The organism is Alteromonas sp. BMJM2 (assembly GCF_027257845.1).
Lineage (GTDB): Bacteria > Pseudomonadota > Gammaproteobacteria > Enterobacterales > Alteromonadaceae > Alteromonas.
In genome coordinates this window covers 43,590-65,460 of record NZ_JAPVOT010000019.1, presented here as the reverse complement: position 1 = coordinate 65,460, position 21,871 = coordinate 43,590, and the positions used below count along the sequence as shown (strand labels likewise).

The window sequence follows — 21,871 nt, the reverse complement described above, 5'->3', positions numbered from 1 at the left end:
TTAAATCAATCTTATAAATCAGTTTTAGTCGTTTTAATAGTTTTTTTAAATTGATAATAATGCTCCTAACTTAACAAGGAGAATCAAATGAACACATTACTAAAAAAACTATCAACGGCGAACGGCCATCGTGTTTCCTCCACTACTAACCAATCTGTTCAAACACGATGCAACTACGCTGATAACTATTATGGCGACCAAGTTTGCGTTGAAGTTAAAAATACCCAATCCCGCATCAACATTCACGTAGGAGTTCAGCTGTGAGTACTGCATTAAAATCTACCTTATCTAAATTTATCTTAGGCGGCGTTACCGCTAGCATGCTTGCACTTGGCGTGAGTGCAGATACCCTTACTCGTCAAAATGGCGCACCAGTGGGCGATAACCAGAACTCACAAACAGCAGGTCCATGGGGCCCAGTTTTACTGCAAGACTCTCACCTTATTGAAAAGTTAGCGGCGTTTGATCGCGAGCGCATTCCAGAGCGTGTGGTTCATGCCCGCGGTGTGGGTGTTCATGGCTATTATGAAAACTACGAAGACCTATCTGAAGATACAATGGCAGCGCCTTTCCAAGGTGAAGGTAAAAAGACTGAAGTGTTTGTGCGCTTTTCATCAGTCGTGCATGGTCACCTTTCTCCTGAAACCTTGCGTGACCCTCGAGGCTTTGCGGTAAAGTTCTATACTGAACAGGGTAACTGGGATTTAGTAGGCAACAACTTTCCAGTTTTCTTTATTCGCGATGCCATCAAATTTCCAGATATGGTTCACGCATTCAAGCCGTCGCCGGTAACGAACAAGCAAGATGCTAAGCGCATATTTGATTTCTTCTCTCACGTTCCGGAATCAACGCACACGCTAACTATGCTTTTTTCTGACTACGGCACGCCGGCCAGTTATTTGAATATGGACGGCTCGGGCGTTCACGCGTTTAAGTTTGTCGATGACGAAGGTAACGTGAAATATGTGAAATTTACGTGGAAAGCGAATCAACCTATAAAGAATTTTACGGCTCAGGAAGCCGCTAAGATGCAGGGGCAGGACTTCCAGCCTCACACCACAGATGTGTACACTCGCATCGGCGAAAACGGTGAGACAGCGTCGTGGGACTTGTATTTGCAAGAGCTTGAGCCAGAAGAGTTAGACGATTTTGAGTTTAACCCTCTCGATACAACAAAAATTTGGCCCGAGTCGCTAGTCGAGTCACGCAAAATTGGACGCATGGTATTAAACCGCGTGCCGGATAACTTTTTTGAAGTCACTGAACAAGCGGCATTCGCACCAAGCAACCTTATTCCAGGTATTGAGCCGTCAGAAGACAGAATGCTACAAGGTCGACTGTTCTCTTATGCAGATACCCAGCGCTATCGTTTAGGCGTTAACGCTTACCGTATTCCAGTAAACGCGCCTAAAAATGTTGAAATTAACAACCACGAGCAACACGGTCAGCTTCGCACTACATCTACTAACCGTGATGTTAATTATCAACCTAGCCGTCGCTTAAATTTGAATGAAGACCCCGCATACCGTTACTCAAGTAAACCCCTTGCAGGTATGACGCAGCAAATTCCGTTTTACAAAGAACAGAACTTCAAACAGGCAGGTGAGTTCTATCGCAACCTTGATAAACAAGGTCGCAAGAATCTGATAGATAACCTAGGCGGTGCATTGGCCTCGGTACCGGAAGAAGAAATTCGCGTTATTATTAGTGCCTTTATGTATAACGCGGACAAAGAGTACGGTACTGGCGTAGCTAAACTCGCTAAGGTATCCATTTCGCAAGTACGCAGTGAAGCAAAAGCCTTAATGAAAGAGCAGGCAACCCGCGCTGCTAAAGCGAAGAAAGTGGCAGAAAGTTTAACAGCACTTATGCAGTAACTAACTTACTTAAACTAGCAAAAAGGCGTGTGGCAGTTTGCTCACGCCGTATTGCTCACGCCTTCTGGCACTGCCCACTTAAAATGTAAAATTCGCAAGAGGTACTACACAATGAATCAAATAATTGTTCGCGGCTTAACACTTTGTCTCTTCATCGTTTCCCTATCATCATTAGCTAATACTCAAATAAACGACTTAGAGAGTCGCTATTTTGATGCCGCACGTAACGGTAATAATGAAATATTACATGCGTTTTTTGACGCAGGCATTAATGCCAACATCGCTGATGAAAAGGGCTACACTGCGCTGATTTTAGCGGCTTACCACGGTCACTCAGAAACCGTTGAATTTTTAATTGCTCAGAGCGATGCCGATCCTTGTCAAGAAGATAACAGGGGGAATACAGCACTAATGGGCGCTATTTTTAAAGGACATGCTGGCGTTGCTAAACAACTCATTTTCGCCGATTGCCATGTGGATGAATCAAATCAGCAGGGTCAAACAGCGTTAATGTTTGCAAGCTTGTTCGATCGTAAAGAGGTCATCGCTTCACTACTTGAAAAGGGCGCCAACCCTCATCATAAAGACAAGTCGGGTAATTCAGTGGCAGATATCGCTATTTCTCAGGGAAACTACGACTTAGCTTCATCTCTTGTTGCTTCAAAAGAAAATAAATGATCTTTAAACTGTAACAGTCAGGATGCTCTAAATACCTATTCACTGTGCGAATCAGGTAAAAATAACGGCTTGCGGATCGCAATAGTCATCGTAATGCTGCGTTAGCGTGACAGTCATAGAAATCAATTTAGCTTAATGCGTTAGCGTGACAGTCATAGAAACCAGGATGCTCTAAATACCTATTCACTGTGCGAATCAGGCAAAAATAACGGTTTGCGGATCGCAATAGTCATCGTTACCGTACTGAATTTAGCTTTTATTCAGAGTTTTGCGACATTTTATCGAGCTTTTGCTAACGTTGAATTGTTTTTTAAATGCTCACAGCCAATATCAAATGTGGATTTCACACCAAGTGGGTTTGCAGCATTGAAGTCAGCTCGCTGAGCTCACAATTCAGATGAGCGCGCACCAGTTCAAGTGTACAATTTAAGGGTAATAAGAGAATGAAGTTTACTAATTTAGGTTCAAGCGGCCTTCAGGTTTCCGATATATGTTTAGGAACAATGACCTGGGGTATCCAAAATACGCAGCAAGATGCCGATGCGCAGATGGCGATGGCCCTTGATGCGGGGGTGAATTTTATTGATACCGCTGAGATGTATCCTATACCTCCTAACGCAGATACCTACGGCGACACAGAGCGAATTATTGGCAACTGGATTTCTCGTAATCAAGATGTGCGCAAGAATATTGTGGTGATGACCAAGGTAGCAGGTGCAGGCTTAAAGTATATCCGAGAGGGTGGGCCAATAACGGCTTCTTCGCTGACTACTGCCCTTGATGAATCACTTGCGCGTTTACATACCGACTACATCGATGTGTATCAGCTTCACTGGCCAAATAGAGTAACCCCGCACTTTGGCAAGCATTGGCCTGACAGTACAGACCCAACAACTATCGACCGCGATAAAGAAATCAGCGGCATGCGCAATATTCTCAAAGGCATAAAAGCGGCCCTTGATGCGGGCAAAATTCGCCATTGGGGTTTATCTGACGATACGCCGTGGGGAATTCATACGTTTTTGCGTCTGTGTGAAGAAGAAAACGTGCCTTTACCCGTATCTATCCAAAATGAATTTAGCTTATTACACGCAAAAGATTGGCCTTATCTTATTGAGATGTGCCAGTTTGAAAACATTGCTTATCTGCCTTGGTCGCCATTAGCCACTGGAATGCTCAGTGGAAAATATCACAATGGTGCACGGCCTGAGGGCTCGCGGTGGACATTGGCACAGCGAATGGGGTTATTCAGAGACCAACCTGCAGCGCAATCAGCCACCGAGCAGTACGTCAATATTGCAAAAGGCGCAGGTATTACACCGTCGCAACTTGCTTTAGCGTGGTGTCAGCAAGTACCGGGGGTTACATCTACTATTATTGGTGCAACAACCCTCAAACAGCTTTCTGAAAATATCGCAGCGTTTGATATTAAGCTGGATGATAAGGTGCTAGATAGCATCAACAACGTCTTTAAAGCACACCCCATGGGTTTTTAGTTTAAAAAATTGCATAACCTGAGCCAAGTTCTTCCAACCTTATGCATTTTAGCTAGTGAACTTTGGCCAGTGAACTTTGGCTAGTGCGTCCGAACTAGTACACCCTAGCGTGGGCGTGCTGCCTCTTTAAACAAAAGGCCCCAAATGGTCAAATTTGCATTTGGGGTTTCAGTTAGCCTAGTTCATAGTGTGTCGTTCAGTATCACCTAAGGCCTTATTGCTGAGCCTTATTACCCCTGCGCCCCCTTAATCCAACCCGATTATAAAGTTTAAATAAAGTCGGTGGTTTTCTCATTTTTACCTATGCTTATTATCAGCGCCTTTAATGGGTTGAGAAATAATAACTTGTTCAGGAAATAAACCGGCACCACTGTGATTAACTGCTTAAATAAACAACACGTTAGCGCTATTGAAGGAGTTTTTAACGCTGCTCTGCCGTGAGTGAAATCATAAGACTTTGGTCGCAACAACTATGATTTATAGAGTATTTTGCTTATTTTTAACCCACAATTAGTTTGTTGAATTTATGTTAATCGGAAGTTAATCCGCTGCATGATCAAACTAAATTATATACTCCCTGTGCTTACACACGTTCGCAGGGGCATCGAGATAAGAATTAAAGTTGAACACTACAAATAAATTTGGAGAACCACATGCTTAATCGTGTTGCTGCATCGTGCGCACTTGTTTTGATATCTTCACCTGCTTTAGCCTTTGAATTTAGTTTTAAAGGTATGATCAAACCCGAAGTGGTAGCGTCTGATCAAGGCATTGCCAGTTATGGCAGTGCTTATAGCCAAGTGGCCCCAACTCATGCGTTAAGAACCGATATATTCGGCGGTGCGCCAGCCACAGAGCAACAAACTACGTTTCTTAGTTCTGATGCCACATCGTTCCAAGCTTCACAGTCTCGCTTTTCACTCAATATGAGTCATGAAAAAGTAAGAACGGTACTGGAATTTGATTTTATTGATGGTGAAGATGGCTTTACTAACCAAACGGCCATTCAGGCTCAAGAGCCACGATTACGCTTGGCGACCTTATATTATGACATGGACGAGAACTGGACGTTTTTTGGTGGTCAAAAGTGGAGCACTGCCTCAGGTATCAAATCGAGCGGTAGCTACAACTGGGTTGGGAATGCCTATCGTGCCGGTAATTCTGGATTCTTAGCCGTAGAAGTGGGTGCTACTTATAAAAACGATGGGCTAATGGTAACCGGTGCGCTAACAGGTAAGGGAAGAAATGCTACCGCTGGTGGTATTAACGCGAATGAGCTTGGCAGCATGCCAGGCTTTGCGGTAGATGTTAATTATAGCTTCTCTGGTCATAAAATCGGCGCGGCGGGCCATTTTGCTGAATTGAATTATGAGGATGAAGCTGGTTTTGCCTCGGGTGAAAACCAAGACGCTAACTTATTGAAAATGTATACCACATTGAATTTTGGGGCAGTGAGCATAAACGCTGAATACTATACTGGTGAGGCGTTAAACAACCAAAATGCGTTGGGTGTAGCTCCATCTTCAGGTTTAAACGCGGCAGGCGAAGTAAGAGAAAGCTTTAGTGAAAGCGGCTTCTTTACGTACGTGACCTGGAAAATTAATGCAGACTCTACGATTAAGGTGGGTTACGCCAGTGCCTCTGTCGACTCAGGCGACCGTGCTCGTTTATCACTTACTGATTTAAATGAAAACACCACCGCCTATATCAACTACGGCCATAAGATAACAGATAGCTTTACTGCGTTTGTTCAATTGACTAACTTTAACACCGAATACGGAAGCGATTTTAAAGACTTCTCGGCAAACGTTGGTCGCGCGGGTGTTGTCTTTAAATTCTAACAGCTACGATTAATTACTAAATACCCACACCCGTTCTTTCTATTAAGAAATAACGGGTGTAGAACGTTGTAATTGCATATTGTTAGTGATTATCTTAGAAAACTTCACAGAACTAAAAAAACAAACAAGCGTCTACACACGAACGTTGAGCAATAACTTTTCGATGAAAAACGTCATTAAGACCAATGTCTCATTTTGCTTTATTAATTAATGACTAGAGTATTCCTCAATCAATCGAGAATTTAACACTATTAAATCGGAGGCAATCCATGACTGCCAGCAAGACATATCCCGTACCAGAAAATATCCTTCAATCTACACACCTTACCGCGTCGCAATACGACGAAATGTATAAGAAGTCGATAGATGACCCTGAGTCATTCTGGGCGGAGCATGCCGCATTACTGGAGTGGTACGAAGCGCCAACAAAAATTAAAAATACGGTTTTTAATAAAAACGACGTATCGATAAAGTGGTTTGAAGATGGCGCGTTAAACGCGAGCTACAACTGCATCGACAGACATTTAGAGAAGAACGCCACTAAGGTTGCCTTTCATTGGGAAGGTGACTCTCCACAAGACAGCTTAGACATTACCTACCAACAGGTACATTATGAGGTATGTAAGTTAGCCAATGCGCTTAAAGAAATGGGCGTTGAAAAAGGCGATCGCGTAGCGATTTACATGCCCATGGTGCCAGAAGCCGCATATGCGATGTTAGCGTGTGCCCGCATAGGCGCAGTGCATTCCGTTATTTTTGGTGGTTTCTCGCCAAATGCCATTGCTGATCGCATCAACGACAGCGAAGCTAAAGTGGTTATTACCGCTGATGAAGGGCGCAGGGCGGGGCGCAGCATCCCTCTTAAAGCCAATGTAGACAAAGCGCTAGCAAATGGTGCCTGTCCATCAATCACTCATGTGATAGTGCACAAGCTTACTGGTGGCGATGTGGATTGGAACAGTAAACATGATGTTTGGTGGCACGATGCAATTGATAATTGCTCTGCGCAGTGCGAACCAGAGGTTATGAACGCCGAAGACCCACTATTTATTTTGTACACATCGGGCTCTACTGGCACACCGAAAGGCGTTGTGCATACCACTGGCGGCTACTTATTGTACTCAGCCATGACGTTTAAATACGCTTTTGATTACCAAGACGACGACATTTATTGGTGTACTGCCGATGTGGGCTGGGTGACGGGGCATAGCTACATGGTCTACGGGCCTATGGTTAATGCCGCGTCACAGGTGTTTTTTGAAGGTGTACCTACATATCCAGATGTTAAGCGCATAGCACAGGTGGTTGAAAAATATAAAGTAAATAGCCTGTATACTGCACCAACTGCAATCCGTGCGTTAATGGCCCACGGAGACAAGCCCGCAGAGGGCTGCGACCTATCATCGCTGCGTTTGTTGGGCACGGTAGGTGAACCCATTAATCCTGAAGCATGGGAGTGGTATCACAGAGTAATCGGTAAGGGACGTTGCCCAATTATCGATACCTGGTGGCAAACGGAAACCGGCGGGCACATGATCCTTCCGCTACCGGGCGCGACAGAACTTAAGCCAGGTTCAGCAACCCGTCCTTTCTTTGGTGTAGCGCCGGCATTATTTGATGCTGATGGCAACGAACTTGAAGGCGCCGCCGAAGGCAACCTTGTTATAAAAGATAGCTGGCCGAGCCAGGCTCGAACTGTCTATGGCGATCATCAGCGTTTTATTAATACCTATTTCAGTGCATATGAAGGTGTGTACTTTACCGGAGATGGCGCTCGTCGCGATGAAGATGGCTGCTACTGGATAACCGGCCGCGTAGATGACGTACTCAATGTTTCAGGTCACCGCCTGGGCACCGCCGAAATTGAAAGCGCGCTGGTGGCGCACAGCAAAGTGGCAGAGGCCGCAGTTGTTGGATATCCACACGATATTAAAGGTCAAGGGATCTACGTGTATGTGAGCCCTATTGAAGGCGTTGAGGTTAACGAAGCGCTGACGAACGAGTTAAAAGCGTGGGTGCGCCAAGAGTTAAGTCCTATTGCAACACCGGATATTATTCAGTGGTCTACAGGGTTACCGAAAACACGTTCAGGTAAAATTATGCGTCGAATTTTGCGCAAAATAGCGGCAAACGAGCACGAGCAATTGGGTGATACATCGACGTTGGCGGATCCATCTGTTGTTGATACACTCATAGAGGAACGACTCAATAAATAATCAAGGAAAACGACAATGATAACGCTTTTAATTGCAGATGATCACCCGCTGTATCGCGATGCATTAAGAGGCGCTCTATCCTTGTCGCTGCCGTCCTTAACACTCAAGGAGGCAGGCGACTTAATGTCTACGGTTGATATGCTCAACAAAGAGGATATCGACCTGCTTTTACTCGATTTACATATGCCCGGCAGTAACGATCTGTTCGGGCTTCTTCATATTCGCAAGCTATATCCAGATATTCCTGTGGCCGTAGTATCGGGTACCGAAGATACTGCGTTAATATCTAAAATTATTGGTGTTGGCGCATCGGGCTTTATACCTAAAACTGCCAGTGCACAAGATATTGGTAATGCTGTTGAGGCCATTCTCGATGGTGATATTTGGCTACCTGAAGGGCTAAGTGAAAGTGTCGATGACGTTGACGAGGCATTTTCAGAGCTTGCTGACAAGGTTGCTTCGCTTACACCTTCTCAGTATAAAGTGCTGTGCTATATGCGAGACGGTTTGTTGAACAAGCAGATTGGCTACAACTTAGATATTGCTGAAGCGACGGTAAAAGCCCACGTTACAGCCCTATTCAAAAAGCTGGGAATTAACAATCGCACGCAAGCGGTACTCATTGCTTCACAGCTAGAACTAGAACCCCCTTCGCGTTAGGCGGAATAATGGTATCTTTGAATATGAGCTATTCGTAATTAACGACTTATGACGAGCTTTTTGCAGCAGCATTATGCTCGATTACACCATCGTCTGAAATATCACTATCTGGTGCAAAGTTGTCGAACAGGATTTCTGCGGGCGTGAATAGTGGCAGAAAATTCTCTATTGCCTTTTTACTCTCGATGCTTAAAAGAGGGTTGCCTATACTAATGACTGTTCGCCCCTTTAGTAGTGCAAGGCTTTGTTTATAGCCCTTATGTTCCTTTAGTAACTGTTGAAACCGGTGATTTTTTAACAGCTGTAACAAGCCGTCGGTTATTCGTGTAGCAAGCTGCTGATTATTACTACTCACAAAGAAGAATATTGGGCTAGGGTATGAGATAACAATATTGTCCTCAACAACAAGTCCTCTAATAAAGTCTTTGTTTTCAATCTCTTCTACTACTTCCATCACGCTGCGAGGAAACATGTCAGCAAATCTTTCTGACACCATTTTAAACGATGCCCGATAGGTGGTTTCTAGTACTGGGATCCCAGCCTGTCTAAAAATAGCGGTATCGGGCCAATCGTATCCTAGAACCGCTCTAAATTCTCGTAAACTCGCTAAGTCCATATCCTTTGAAAATCGCTTGTCCTCAGAGTTAATTAACAGCACGCGTTTGCCAAAAAGCCCTGCCATAATAGGAATACGTATAGGCAAAAAATAGGCTTCTCTGTCTGATGAGGTAACGCTCCAAGTAACGTCGAGGAGGTCGTGCTCTAAATTCCTCAATTGCCGCTGCTGTGGGCTTTCTTGACCACTCACTACAAATTCGAAAGTGCCGTAGTCTGCTTGTGTTATCAGTAACGCCTCGGTAAGCAACTGTTTCGCGTGGGCATAGACAGCATCTCGGCCTGGGTGAATATTGGGTAATCTTATCTTCGTGTGGGCCGTGCTTGAAGAGTCGCTATCTTCATTAGCGTATACGTTAGGTATGAAGGTAAAAAGAACATAGGCAAACAGCACAAAAACAATGCGGATCTGTAGAGATGAAAAAAGCAAAGTCCTACCTGGCCGACACGTGTCCATTAAATTCTTTCCTTTGATAACAGCGCATTGACCTTTGCTATACAGTAAAGGCTAGTAAAAAGGGATGCGCTCTAGTCTTTTCCAGTGAGAAGGAAATCATATTCAGGGTCTACAACGAAATGTCCAGCCATTCCCTCTCGGCCAAGTAACATAGAATATGTCATTTCAGAACGGTCTGTTAGCGTAAGCTGGATATTCCACTGAAAACCGTCCATAACAATGTCCGTTAATATAACATAGCGCTTTTCTCGCGTTGCGGTAGAACTTTTCACCTTTTTTTTGCCAAAAACTTTCGCTTCTCGCCTTACAACCGTATCGACATTGTAAATGTCAGGGTGAATGTCGAAGCTAATCCATAGCTCATCGTCTTTCGTTAGCTCTTCTATATTATCCACATGTAAAGACGATGTGGCTGCTCCAGTGTCTACTCTCACGTTGAGTTCTGTAATAGCTAACTGGGGTAAATCACATAGCTCGACAGCACCAATAAGTTTTTTATTGTTCATTATTTTTACTCTACAAGAGGTTCTTCACTAGGCAGCAGGTTGTCTTGGTAAAGCTCAACATGTTCTGCTACTTCGTTAGGCTTAGAGAAATAGGCAATGTGATATATGGCTTCACCCTCTTGGGTAAGCGGTATATTTTGCTTTCCGATTACAATGCCTTCGGCTGGACTGATAATACTGCCAACAAAGTTACCAAATGGGTCGGCAATGGCCGCTAATTTATCTCCCTTTTCAACGTGGTCGCCAAGCTGTGCCAAATGGGTAACAAATCCGCTTTCAGAAGCTCTTACCCATCCGCTTTGTTGTGCGATGAAACGATTAATACTGTGACCTTTGCTGCGGCTTTTATTCAGCATGCCTAAATGCCGCATGGTATTAATAATCCCTTTCACTCCGGCCCGTATAGAAAATTCATCATAGCGAAGTGCTTGTCCAGCTTCATAAAGCAGAATCTTTACGCCACTGGTGCTAGCCGCCTCTCTTAGCGAGCCCTCACGTATTTCAGCATTCAGCAATACCGGTACGCCAAACGCTTTCGCCATTTCCAGCACTTCCGTATCGTCCAAATTCGCTCGAATTTGTGGAAGATTACTTCGATGAATAGCGCCGGTGTGAAGATCTATTCCCACATCGCACTTACTTACTACTTCGTTAAAAAATAAATTGGCAAGTCGACCTGCTAAAGAGCCCTTTTTGCTACCGGGAAAGCTGCGGTTCAAGTCTCGTCTGTCAGGTAAATAGCGGGATTGATTCAGTACACCGTAAACGTTAACCATTGGTACTGCGATAAGTGTACCACGCAGTTTCTCAATAGCTTTTGAGCGAATTAAGCGGCCTACAATTTCTATCCCGTTGAGTTCGTCGCCGTGGATAGCTGCACTAACGAACATAATGGGGCCGGGGCGTTTGCCTCGCTTTACATAAACAGGAATGCTCATATTCGTCGCTGTATAAAGCGGTGGCATCTCAAGGTTTATTTTTTTGGTTTCTCCTGGGGCTATATCGTGTCCCCCAATCGTCAAAACGTTACTTACCACTCAGGTTTTTCCTTCACAGATGGCGTTGCAGCCTTAAATTATTAATTGGGCCAAATACCCTAATCATCACTTAACGACCTTCTTATCCTTTACCACGTGTTTTTGTTTTATGCGGCCCAGCGCTTTTTTCAATAAATGAGATAATCATCGCTGCGACATCTTTGTTGGTCGCTTTCTCAATACCCTCTAAGCCAGGTGATGAGTTAACTTCCATGACAACCGGGCCATTATTAGAGCGTAAAATGTCCACTCCACAACAGTTCAGCCCCATGGTTTTGGCGGCATCTATTGCGGTTTTGCGCTCTGCAGGGCTTAATCGTACTAAGCTTGCTTGGCCGCCGCGATGTAAGTTAGAACGAAACTCACCTTCGGCCGCTTGGCGCTTCATTGCTGCTACCACTTTGCCGCCCACTACCAAACAGCGAATGTCACTGCCGCCAGCTTCTTTAATGAATTCTTGCACCAGTATACTGGCATTCAACCCCATAAAGGCTTCGATAATAGATTCAGCCGCATTGTGTGTATCTGCTAACACAACGCCAATACCTTGAGTGCCTTCAAGCAATTTTATCACCACAGGAGCGCCACCAACGGTTTTGATCACGTCATCTATTTTATCCGGGTGATGGGCAAATCCCGTTCTTGGCATACCAATGCCTTTACGAGAGAGCAGTTGTAAAGAGCGAAGCTTGTCTCTAGAACGGCTAATAGCGACAGACTCGTTAACACTGTATGTGCCCATCATTTCAAATTGGCGAACGACTGATGTGCCGTAAAAACTCACCGACGCGCCTATTCGCGGAATTACCGCATCGTAATAGGGAAGCTTTCTTCCCTTGTATCTTACCGAAGGGCGGGCACTCGTAATATCCATATAGCAATGCATAGTATCAATAACATCAACTTCATGACCTTTAGCCTTGCCTGCCTCAACAAGGCGTGAAGTAGAGTAGAGTTTCGGATTTCTCGAGAGTATTGCAATGCGCATGAATATATCAGCCTTGATAACGAAGAAGTGAGTTTGCTTACGTATTAACCATACCGTTACATGGGACAAGTAAATGCGCAAGCTATTTAGGCGCGCATACTAATTGACTCTGTAACGGCTGTCTTACGATTTTTTCTTATGGTGGCGATTGTTTTTATTTTATGAAAGAGTAGCCCAATAACGGTAGCATGTCGACAATGGCGGTATATTTGCCATAAACTTAGTAACGAATATTAACACTGATATGAGGGTTTTTGTGGAAAACGACGGGTTAATGATGGAACTGTTAAATGGGGTGTTGCGGTGGGCTACTGAGTACCAATCGAATATCGTGTTTAGCAGTTTAGTTTTGCTGGTTTATCTGGTGATGTCTAGAAAGCTGCTGCCAAAAATTGAAAATGATATTGCCAAGTCAAAGTTAAAATCTCATAGCGCATTAAAGGGGCTGTTTGCTGCCCGTGTGCTGGTGGCCACTGTTTCTTTGTGTTTATTATTACTCGCATGGGGCATCGACTTTTCAGGGCTACTTGTACTTTCCACGTCCATTATTACGGTAACCGGTGTTGCTTTATTTGCTAGCTGGTCGTTAATAAGTAACATCACCGCCTACTTTATTTTGCTCACTAATGTGTCCTATCGCAGAGGCAACTACCTACGCATTATCGATGGCGATAATTTTGTTGAAGGCTTTATTGCTGATATTGGTCCGTTTAGTACTCGATTAGTGACAACGGAGCGCGAAACCATTATGTACCCAAACAACCTTATTCTTACTCGTCCAGTTATGCTCAATCCGAAGGTAAAGTGGAACAGTATAGGAAAGGTGGTGGCCAAGACCGACGCGCCGACTCCTAAGCAGCTAGACGATTCGAATAAAGCGAATGAAGAACTATAGCAAGTTCCCCTAACTTAATTAGGGCGTGTTGATCTTTGTTGTACGAGTTTTGGGCTAAAGGTACAGCAAAGATCAACACCCCTAGTCGCGCTCTACATTTTTCGCTTCTCGAATATAGCGGGTCATGCTTTGCAGTAAAGCCCGCAGCTTTGCAGGTTTTAGCGGTTTGGCTAAAAAGTTAACGCCCTGTTCTTTGCATTGAACCACCAAGTTTTCATCGGGGGTCGCGGTAATCAATGCCGCTGGAACCACTACATTAAGGGTTGTTCTAATAAGCTCGATAAGCGCTAGACCATGTTTGTCATCTTCATGACTTAGCTGATAGTCCATCAAAAGAATTTGCGGCTTCACTGACATGGCAAGGGATAACGCATCATCCCAATTATTGGCAAGCGTTACGCTGACTCCCCATTTTTCTAGTAACGTACTCAATGCATCTAAGTTTTCTTGCTGATCGTCTACACAAAGTACTTTCATTCCACTAAATGTGGTGTTTCTTGGTTTCGCGGCTTGGGCAGAAGGCAGTTTCGCCGCAACTTTTTCCAACGTAAAGCGAAAGCTACTGCCTCTGCCTAGGCGAGAAGTGACGTTAATTTCGCTGTTAAGCTGTAAGCTAAGTCGCCGTACTACACCTAGTCCTAACCCAAGGCCATGCTCCTTGCTCTCGTTAGCGCGAAAAAAGTCGCCAAATATAGTGTCTAATTTGTCGCCTGAAATACCAATGCCGGTATCCATAATATTAAACGTCACGGAATTGCCGACAGGTTTCACAACAAATAACACTCTGCCTTTCTCGGTATACTTCACCGCGTTAGACAGCAGGTTTTGCAAAATCCGGTATAAATAAGTTTTATCGGCTCTCACCCAGCATGGGCGAATTATCGCTTTAAGCTCCAGCCCTTTCTCTTTCGCTCGCATAGACATCTCATCCAAAAGAGGCGAAAGCAGATTGCTCACGTCAACCGACTCGAAATCTGGCTTCATCTCGCCCTGATCAAGGCGCGCAATATCTAGCAACGTACCAATAAGCGCTTCGCTGGACGACACACTGTGACTGAGCTTTTGAATGATAGTGTGGGTTTGCTCGGATAGGTCTTGTTCTTCCAGTGCGCTTACGTATAGCTTGGCCGCATTGAGGGGCTGTAATACATCATGGCTGGCAAGGGCTAAAAATCGCGTTTTACTTGCGTTGGCATCTTCCGCAGCTTTTCTCGCTCGAATTAACTCTTTTTCGGCGCCGGCGCGCTTTTCAATTTCAAGGCGCAGCTCGGCATTAATGGAATGTACCTCTTCAGTACGCTTTTTTATTCTGGCTTCAAGATCGATATTAGACTCTTCAAGGGCCTGCTGAATTTCTACGTGACCGGTAATATCATTGAAGCTGGTTACAAAGCCGCCACCAGGTAGCGGGTTGCCCACCATTTCTATCACTCGGCCGTCTTTTCGCTGACGGGTGAATCGATGGGGCATGCCTGAGCGCAAGTGCTCTAAGCGTTTTTCTACCTCAGCCTCAACATTATACGTGCCAAACTCTCCCTGAGCCGCGTTATAGCGAATAAGACGTTCAATGGGCACGCCAACAGCAAGTAAGTCGTCTGGGTAGGGGTACAGGTTTGAATAGCGCTTATTCCACGCGACTAAATGAAGGTGTTTGTCGACAACACTTATCCCTTGGTCCATATTTTCAAGGGAGGTAAGTAGGGCGGTCATATTAAACTGCATGGCCTGAGTGGTGTCATCAAAGAAGTTGATGATCTCAGTGAAGTCCATTTTTTTACCGCGCAGCGCGCTATCGAGAAGCACTTTAGCGCTTGATGCACCAATTACCCCACCTAGCGCCCGTTCACAAAATGATAAGAACGATTCATCTGGCGTATCTTGCTCATGCAGCTGGCAGTGATTAAGCGTCTGATATTCATCAACAAGCTGTACGCATCTGCCCGAACCCATAAACGTGGACAGTAGCGTAGTTAGGTCTGACACTTTCACGTTAGTTGCCTGTGTTTTAACCGTGTTACTGGCAGACATAGTGGGCGACACAAAGGCTTCCGCCTGCATGCGATCGATGAGTCGCTGGGGGGCAAACCAAGAAAACAGCACATACATAAAGGCATTAGCAGCTAAACTGATCATTGCTCCTTGGCTAATCAGTTCGTTTTGTTCAAGCCTTGACACTTGGTCGCTCACAATAGGTAGCACTAGCCACAAAACCCAAATAACCAAGCCAATCATTAACCCCGCATACACACCGTGAGCATGGGCTCGTTTCCAATATAAGCCACCTACAATGGCCGGAAGTAGCTGAATAACCAGTGAAAATGCAATTAGACCTATAGAGTGCAGCGAGCGGCTGCTCGTCATTTGCTGGTGGTATAAAAAGGCCATTAGCAAGATAAAGGCGATAACCACTCGCCTTATTAATCTTATGCGGCGAGAAATATCACGTTTTTTGCCCGTATCTTCGGTCAGTGCCAATATGCGTGGCAGTATAACGTCGTTCGTTAGCATGGTGCTGAGCGTAAGCGTTGCAACAATAATCATCGCGGTGGCAGCAGACAGGCCGCCAACAAAAACGATGACTTGTAGTAAGGCAGACTCGGAAAACATGGCCAGTGATAAAACGTACGAATCAGGCTCTACACTGGTACCCGCAAATATGGCTTTACCGGCAATGGCGATAACCGGGATAACCGCTGAAATAATAATGAGATAAAGCGGAAACAACCAGCGAGCAGTGCGTAAGTGTGACAAGCTTAAATTGTCGATAATCGCTACGTGAAACTGCCGTGGTAAACACACGATGGCGGCAGCTGCCATTATGGTTTGAGCAATAAACGTAAATGAGCTAAAGGTAGACAAGGCCGCTTCGTTTAAAAAGCTTTCAAAAAAGGGCCCGCTTTGTGTGGTTTTCCACGCGCTATAACCAACAAATGCCACTAAAACGAGTGCTAGTAATTTAACCGACGATTCGAAGGCGATAGCTAGCATTAAGCCTCTTCTATATTCGGTGACATCCGTTTGACGGGTACCAAAATAGATGGCGAAAACGGCGATAAATGCCGTTGCCGCAATAATAATAATGTCGTTTTTAGGTTGCTGGGTCAGTAGCTGAAATGTGTTGCCAACGGCTTTTAGTTGCAGTGCGATATAGGGAATGGTGGCAAGTAATGCGATGAGTGTAACAACCAACGCCACCGTTTGACGTTTTCCGTAACGAGAGGCAATAAAATCAGAAATAGTCGTGATGTGCTGCTTTTTACTTACCAAAGTCAACTTATAAATAAACTTATAACCCACCACATACACCAAAATGGGGCCGAGCATAATAGGCAGATAAATCCAGGTATCTCTACTTGCCTGTCCCACCATGCCAAAAAATGTCCACGCGGTGCAGTAAATCGCCAATGCTAGGGAGTAAATCGCTGGGTGTGAGGTAAGCGCCCGTGCCGTTGGCGAGTTCTTTTCGCCCCAGCTTGCCAGAGAAAAAAGTAAAAATAGATACAGTACCGCTAGTGTAACCCAACCAAAAACCATAGCCTTTCCATTAACTAAAAATTTACAACTCGATGTGTATTATACCTATTGAGACCTTCGTCTACCTACGACCATGGTCTCATTTTTAAATATTTCATGCAGGTCTAAAGTGATATCCAACCTCCTATAGGCTTGGCTTCGCTGCTTTTGGTGAATGTTGCTCGCAACGTGAAATCAGTAGCGACAATGTAAAAAAAGTTAAGCGTTAGGAAAATGTAAAAAAACAACAACCGATTAACCTGACGTGGGGACGGAACAATGTCTTTTAGAAATAATGATGACCAAAAAGCATATTGGAAGGAGAACCTAGCTCTCCTTTTTAAACTTTTAGTCGTTTGGTTCGCTGTATCTTTTGGTGCCGGCATTTTATTTGCCGATGCATTAAACAACATCCAATTCTTTGGTTTCAAACTGGGCTTCTGGTTTGCGCAACAAGGTTCCATTTTAGTTTTTGTTGCTCTTATTTTTGTCTACATGGCAAAAATGAGTGCGATGGACAAACGTTACGGCGTAGAAGAGGAATAATACGATGGATGTTCAAACACTCACCTTTATCATTGTAGGCGCTACTTTCGCGCTGTACATTGCCATTGCGATCTGGGCCAGAGCCGGATCGACAAACGATTTCTACGTCGCCGGCGGCGGTGTTCCACCTGTACTCAACGGCATGGCAACTGCTGCCGATTGGATGTCAGCTGCATCGTTTATTTCAATGGCAGGCCTTATCTCTTTTATGGGATACGACGGCGCCGTTTATCTCATGGGCTGGACTGGCGGCTACGTTTTGCTGGCGCTTTGCTTAGCACCTTATCTTCGCAAATTCGGAAAATTTACTGTACCCGATTTTATTGGAGACCGCTACTACTCACAAACCGCGCGAACGGTTGCTGTATTTTGCGCCATTTTTGTTTGTTTTACCTATGTGGCAGGGCAGATGCGAGGGGTCGGCGTAGTATTCAGTCGATTCTTAGAAGTGGATATTGTTACCGGCGTTGTGCTTGGTATGGTTATCGTCTTTTTCTACACCGTATTAGGTGGCATGAAAGGTATTACCTACACGCAAGTGGCTCAGTTTTGTGTGATGGTGTTTGCTTATGTGGTTCCTGCGGTATTTATTTCCATAATGGTAACCGGTCATATCCTTCCTCAAACCGGGTTCGGTGCCACGCTGGCCGATGGCTCGGGCATGCATCTGCTGCAAAAGCTCGATAATTTATCCACCGATCTCGGGTTCCATGAATACACCACAGGCACGAAAAGTACTATAGATGTGTTCTTCATTACCTTCGCGCTTATGGTAGGTACGGCAGGTTTGCCACACGTAATCGTTCGCTTCTTCACGGTTCCAAAAGTACACGATGCACGTAAATCAGCGGGTTATGCACTAGCATTTATTGCTATTGTTTACACCACTGCACCGTCACTTGCCGCTTTTGCTCGCGTTAATATGATTGAAACCATTAACGGCCCTGAGCTTACGGGTACAAGTTACGAAGAAGCGCCATCGTGGATTAAGAACTGGGAGCAAACCGGACTTATCGAATTTAATGATAAGAATGGCGATGGCGTTATGTTCTACTCTGGTGATGAGCGCAACGAAATGACCGTCGACCGTGACATCATGGTACTGGCGAACCCTGAAATTGCGAATTTACCGGCTTGGGTTATTGCTCTAGTGGCCGCTGGTGGTGTTGCCGCTGCGCTTTCTACCTCAGCTGGCTTGTTGCTCGTAATCTCCACGTCGGTATCTCATGACTTACTGAAACGAAATTTCGCGCCAGATATTACGGATAAGGCAGAGCTATTTTATGCACGATTGGCCGCAGGTGTCGCCATTGTCATTGCCGGTTACTTTGGTATTAATCCGCCCGGATTCGTTGCGCAGGTGGTCGCTTTTGCCTTTGGCTTAGCAGCGTCCAGTTTCTTCCCTGCGATTATTATGGGTATCTTTAGCAAGCGTATGAATGACAAAGGTGCAGTTGCGGGAATGCTATCTGGTATTGCCTTCACCGCGACGTACATTATCTACTTCAAGTTTGTTAATCCGGCTGCTAACGTACCCGATAACTGGTTGTTTGGTATCTCACCTGAAGGTATCGGTACATTGGGTATGATAGTTAACTTCATCGTGGCATTCCTTGTCTTCAAAGTGACAGATGAAGCACCAGAGGAAATTCAAGAGTTGGTTGAAAGTATTCGCTATCCTAAAGGAGCGGGCGAGGCCTCTGCACACTAATGAATGAAAAACATTCGTAAGAAGATGCATTAGTACAATGGAAAACCAACCTTCTAACAGTGTTTAGTGGGTTGGTTTTTTCTTTTGTATATATTCTTTTTTCTTAGCGAATGGAGGAACGCGTTCACTAAGAAAAAGGAACACATTCAGACATGGCACACAACTTCTAACAGAGCTAAAGACAGTTCATGTTACAGCTCAATACATAGACATAAACACAGAGCAAAAGTCAGACAAAAAACAGAGCATCGGTAAGGCCAATATTAAGGAATAAGGACCAAAAAATGACAGCAATAGCAAAGCAGGTTGAGGACTTTCTTTCTACATCAGCACCGTTTGATATGCTGAATGAATCTCAGCGTTATGACCTTATTCGACATGCTGATTTACTCTATGTAACCAAAGATAATACCGAGCATTTTGTAACGGACGAGCCTCGACTTTATCTCATTCAAAGCGGTCAGTTTTCCGTGGAAGATGGGGAAGGCGCTGCTAGGCATTTAAGTGAAGGGGATTATTTTAATTATGCTGCAATTTTAGATAAGCGCACTTATCCGCTGTCTGTGCATGTAGACAGTCCTGGGCTTGTCTATAGTTTTGCCGCACAAGACGTATTTGCGTTACTTGAGCTTGTAGAGGTTGATAGCTTCTTTACTGGCTTACGCAATAATGCGCTGCAAAATCATGCCATCGCTGACTCTAACTCCATGTGGTTATACAAGGCCCTCACCGATGTTGTAGACAAAGCGCCTGTGGCCGCTCACAGTAATATGTCTATTGCTGATGCCGCAACGCTAATGACTCAAGAAAAAGTGTCATCCTTATTAGTAACCGATAACCATAAGCTCATTGGCATAGTGACAGATAGAGACTTGCGCTCTCGCGTAGTCGCTCAAGCTCTTGATACCACCCTTCCGGTTAAGCAAATAATGACGGTGAACCCTACCCAAATTGGCAACAACCGAACGTTGTTCGATGCCATGGCGCTGATGACAGAAAAAAATATTCATCATTTGCCGGTTATCGACCATGAATCTCAGTCGCCAATAGGAATGGTGACGGCGAGTGATATTATAAGACACCAAAGAGGCAATGTACTTTTCATTATTGGAGAGTTAACAAAAGCCAAAAATTTGTATGAACTCACAAGACTGTCTTGGCAATTACCGCATTACTTTGCTGCGCACGCTAAACGAGCTGGTGATTACGATATTGCGGGCAAAATTTTGTCTCAAGCCACCGACGTAATGACGCGAAAGCTTATTGGCTTTTTCCAGCAAGATAATGGTAAAGCCCCTATGATGTTTGCTTGGCTAGTTTATGGCTCGCAGGCAAGGGAAGATCAAACCACGGGCTCTGATCAAGACAGCGGGTTACTGTTAGCGTCTACGCCTAACAAAAAACAGGCTGCTTATTTTGCTGATATGACAGATTACGTGTGTAAAGGGTTAGCAAAATGCGGTATTAAACTGTGTGATGGCAACATTATGGCAAGTAATCCAGAACTTCGATTATCAGTTGATGAAGCGGTAAAAGAAGCCGAGAGGTGGGTCGCATCACCCACAAGTAAGGCCATTATGCACTTTAATATCTTTTTGGATGTTCGCTGCGCAGCAGGTGATTCAAGCCTATTCAAACTACTGCAAAAAAGACGAGCGCCCTTGTTGCAGCAAAATATGTTTCTAGCCGCGTTAGCGCGCAATAGTAATGACGTGTCTGTCCCCCTATCCATGTTTCAAAAATTTAGCTATGAAAAAGGACGTAAACAAAAAGACACCATCGACTTAAAAACGAGAGCGGTAGCGCTTATTAACAACATTGCGCGAATTTATGCTCTAGCAGATGGTATTACGTTGCCTAATACTGTGGCGCGTCTTGAGAGTTTGTCTGACAAGTCTGAGCTCTCTGCTAAAGATGCAGCTAACTTGAAAGACATCTGGGTATTTTTAAATAGGCTGCGCTGGCGTCATCAGCTAGAGAACAAAGTAACCGATAATCTTGTATCGGTGAGCATGCTGTCGTCGATTCAAAAACATCAACTTAAAGCGGGTTTTAAAGCGATAGAGCGAGCAAACGAAGCCATGGTAATGAAGTTTTCTGGCGGAATAGGGTAAAAAAAAGCGAAGGACAGAACATCAGATGATATTGCAATGGTTTAAAGAGCGACTCACATTATTTTCAGGTTCGTCGCTTAAAAAGCAACTTAGCGGTAGGTATATCAATAACACGGATTTACTGGCAATTGATGTTGAGTTGACCTCTCTTGATGCCAAAGTCACTGATATTACTTCTATAGGGTGGGTGGCAGGTAAGGGCGGGCAGTTGTCGCTGGGCTCTTGCGAGTACTTTGTGATAAAAACATCGGCTGCGTTAGGCCAAAGTCCGGTTATTCACGGGCTAACCCATGATATTTTGGCCCAAGGGAAGCCGTTAGCCGTTAGCTTAGATAAGTTGATGCCACTACTTCAATCGTCAGTGCTGGTGTTTCACAATGCCAGTCTTGATTTAGCTGCGCTTAACAAAGCGTTTATAGAACTGTCTTTACCTGTTATAGATGTTATCTACATTGATACGCTTAAGATTGCGGTTTATCAGTTGAACAAGCAGCATCAAGTGCTTCCTACCAACAGTGCAACACTTACCGTGTGTCGACAGCGATTAGACCTCCCTAGCTTCCCTGAACATAATGCTCTTGACGATGCTCTCGCCACGCTTCAGTTATTATTCGCTCAAGTTGAACAATTTGGATTAGACCAAACCAGTCCGTTTACGCAACTGCTGCACACTAAGGCGGTTGGGAAATATCGATTGGGAGAAACACAGAACAGGTAAAAA

General features: G+C 44.6%; 17 protein-coding genes. 12 read left to right on the top strand and 5 right to left on the bottom strand.

Annotated features, from left to right (window positions below; genetic code table 11):
- Window positions 1–87 precede the first annotated feature (87 nt).
- From O9X84_RS16240 to O9X84_RS16210, 7 genes are all read left to right on the top strand, one after another.
- Window positions 88–264: a hypothetical protein gene (locus O9X84_RS16240; RefSeq protein ID WP_269520726.1), complete on the top strand. Its 177-nt coding sequence runs from the start codon at window positions 88–90 to the stop codon at window positions 262–264.
- On the top strand, window positions 261–1,877 hold the full coding sequence (locus tag O9X84_RS16235; RefSeq protein WP_442864549.1) for a catalase: 1,617 nt from the start codon (window positions 261–263) through the stop codon (window positions 1,875–1,877). The genes O9X84_RS16240 and O9X84_RS16235 overlap by 4 nt, the downstream gene beginning before the upstream one ends.
- A 111-nt stretch (window positions 1,878–1,988) precedes the next feature.
- Window positions 1,989–2,555: an ankyrin repeat domain-containing protein gene (locus tag O9X84_RS16230; RefSeq protein ID WP_269520725.1), complete on the top strand. Its 567-nt coding sequence runs from the start codon at window positions 1,989–1,991 to the stop codon at window positions 2,553–2,555.
- 443 nt (window positions 2,556–2,998) lie between these two features.
- Window positions 2,999–4,051, top strand: coding sequence for an aldo/keto reductase (locus O9X84_RS16225; RefSeq protein WP_269520724.1), 1,053 nt, complete (start codon window positions 2,999–3,001; stop codon window positions 4,049–4,051).
- A gap of 653 nt (window positions 4,052–4,704) precedes the next feature.
- Window positions 4,705–5,892, top strand: a complete 1,188-nt coding sequence (locus tag O9X84_RS16220; RefSeq protein ID WP_269520723.1) for a hypothetical protein — start codon at window positions 4,705–4,707, stop codon at window positions 5,890–5,892.
- Between the two features lie 269 nt (window positions 5,893–6,161).
- Window positions 6,162–8,108, top strand: a complete 1,947-nt coding sequence (gene acs / locus O9X84_RS16215) for an acetate--CoA ligase (RefSeq protein ID WP_269520722.1) — start codon at window positions 6,162–6,164, stop codon at window positions 8,106–8,108.
- Between the two features lie 15 nt (window positions 8,109–8,123).
- Entirely contained in the window at window positions 8,124–8,768 is a 645-nt protein-coding gene (locus O9X84_RS16210) for a response regulator transcription factor (RefSeq protein ID WP_269520721.1), read from the top strand.
- Between the two features lie 46 nt (window positions 8,769–8,814).
- On the opposite strand, the gene O9X84_RS16205 is transcribed toward O9X84_RS16210, so the two are convergent.
- The 4 genes from O9X84_RS16205 to rimK form a co-directional block, all read right to left on the bottom strand.
- Complete coding sequence (locus tag O9X84_RS16205; RefSeq protein ID WP_269520720.1) at window positions 8,815–9,813, bottom strand: amino acid ABC transporter substrate-binding protein; 999 nt, start codon at window positions 9,811–9,813, stop codon at window positions 8,815–8,817.
- A gap of 98 nt (window positions 9,814–9,911) precedes the next feature.
- A complete protein-coding gene (locus O9X84_RS16200; protein WP_269520719.1) occupies window positions 9,912–10,346 on the bottom strand; it encodes an ATP-dependent zinc protease family protein in 435 nt (144 codons plus the stop codon).
- A 5-nt stretch (window positions 10,347–10,351) separates the two neighbouring features.
- Window positions 10,352–11,383, bottom strand: coding sequence for a succinylglutamate desuccinylase/aspartoacylase family protein (locus tag O9X84_RS16195; protein ID WP_032095500.1), 1,032 nt, complete (start codon window positions 11,381–11,383; stop codon window positions 10,352–10,354).
- Between the two features lie 82 nt (window positions 11,384–11,465).
- Window positions 11,466–12,371 carry a 30S ribosomal protein S6--L-glutamate ligase gene (gene rimK / locus O9X84_RS16190; protein WP_032095501.1) on the bottom strand — a complete coding sequence of 302 codons (906 nt, stop codon included), beginning with the start codon at window positions 12,369–12,371 and terminating at the stop codon, window positions 11,466–11,468.
- Between the two features lie 274 nt (window positions 12,372–12,645).
- On the opposite strand from rimK, the gene O9X84_RS16185 reads away from it, so the two are divergent.
- A complete protein-coding gene (locus tag O9X84_RS16185; protein ID WP_269520732.1) occupies window positions 12,646–13,266 on the top strand; it encodes a mechanosensitive ion channel domain-containing protein in 621 nt (206 codons plus the stop codon).
- An 81-nt stretch (window positions 13,267–13,347) separates the two neighbouring features.
- Here the strand turns inward: O9X84_RS16185 and O9X84_RS16180 are convergent, their stop codons facing one another.
- Window positions 13,348–16,800, bottom strand: coding sequence for a PAS domain-containing hybrid sensor histidine kinase/response regulator (locus O9X84_RS16180; protein WP_269520718.1), 3,453 nt, complete (start codon window positions 16,798–16,800; stop codon window positions 13,348–13,350).
- 258 nt (window positions 16,801–17,058) lie between these two features.
- Here O9X84_RS16180 and O9X84_RS16175 point away from each other — a divergent pair, with 258 nt between their 5' ends.
- The 4 genes from O9X84_RS16175 to O9X84_RS16160 all read left to right on the top strand — a co-directional run bounded on the left by O9X84_RS16175 (window position 17,059) and on the right by O9X84_RS16160 (window position 21,868).
- Window positions 17,059–17,325, top strand: a complete 267-nt coding sequence (locus tag O9X84_RS16175; protein ID WP_032095503.1) for a DUF4212 domain-containing protein — start codon at window positions 17,059–17,061, stop codon at window positions 17,323–17,325.
- 4 nt (window positions 17,326–17,329) lie between these two features.
- Entirely contained in the window at window positions 17,330–19,036 is a 1,707-nt protein-coding gene (locus O9X84_RS16170) for a sodium:solute symporter family protein (RefSeq protein ID WP_269520717.1), read from the top strand.
- A 284-nt stretch (window positions 19,037–19,320) separates the two neighbouring features.
- Window positions 19,321–21,150: a putative nucleotidyltransferase substrate binding domain-containing protein gene (locus O9X84_RS16165; RefSeq protein ID WP_269520716.1), complete on the top strand. Its 1,830-nt coding sequence runs from the start codon at window positions 19,321–19,323 to the stop codon at window positions 21,148–21,150.
- 25 nt (window positions 21,151–21,175) lie between these two features.
- Complete coding sequence (locus O9X84_RS16160; RefSeq protein ID WP_269520715.1) at window positions 21,176–21,868, top strand: 3'-5' exonuclease; 693 nt, start codon at window positions 21,176–21,178, stop codon at window positions 21,866–21,868.
- Window positions 21,869–21,871 lie beyond the last annotated feature (3 nt).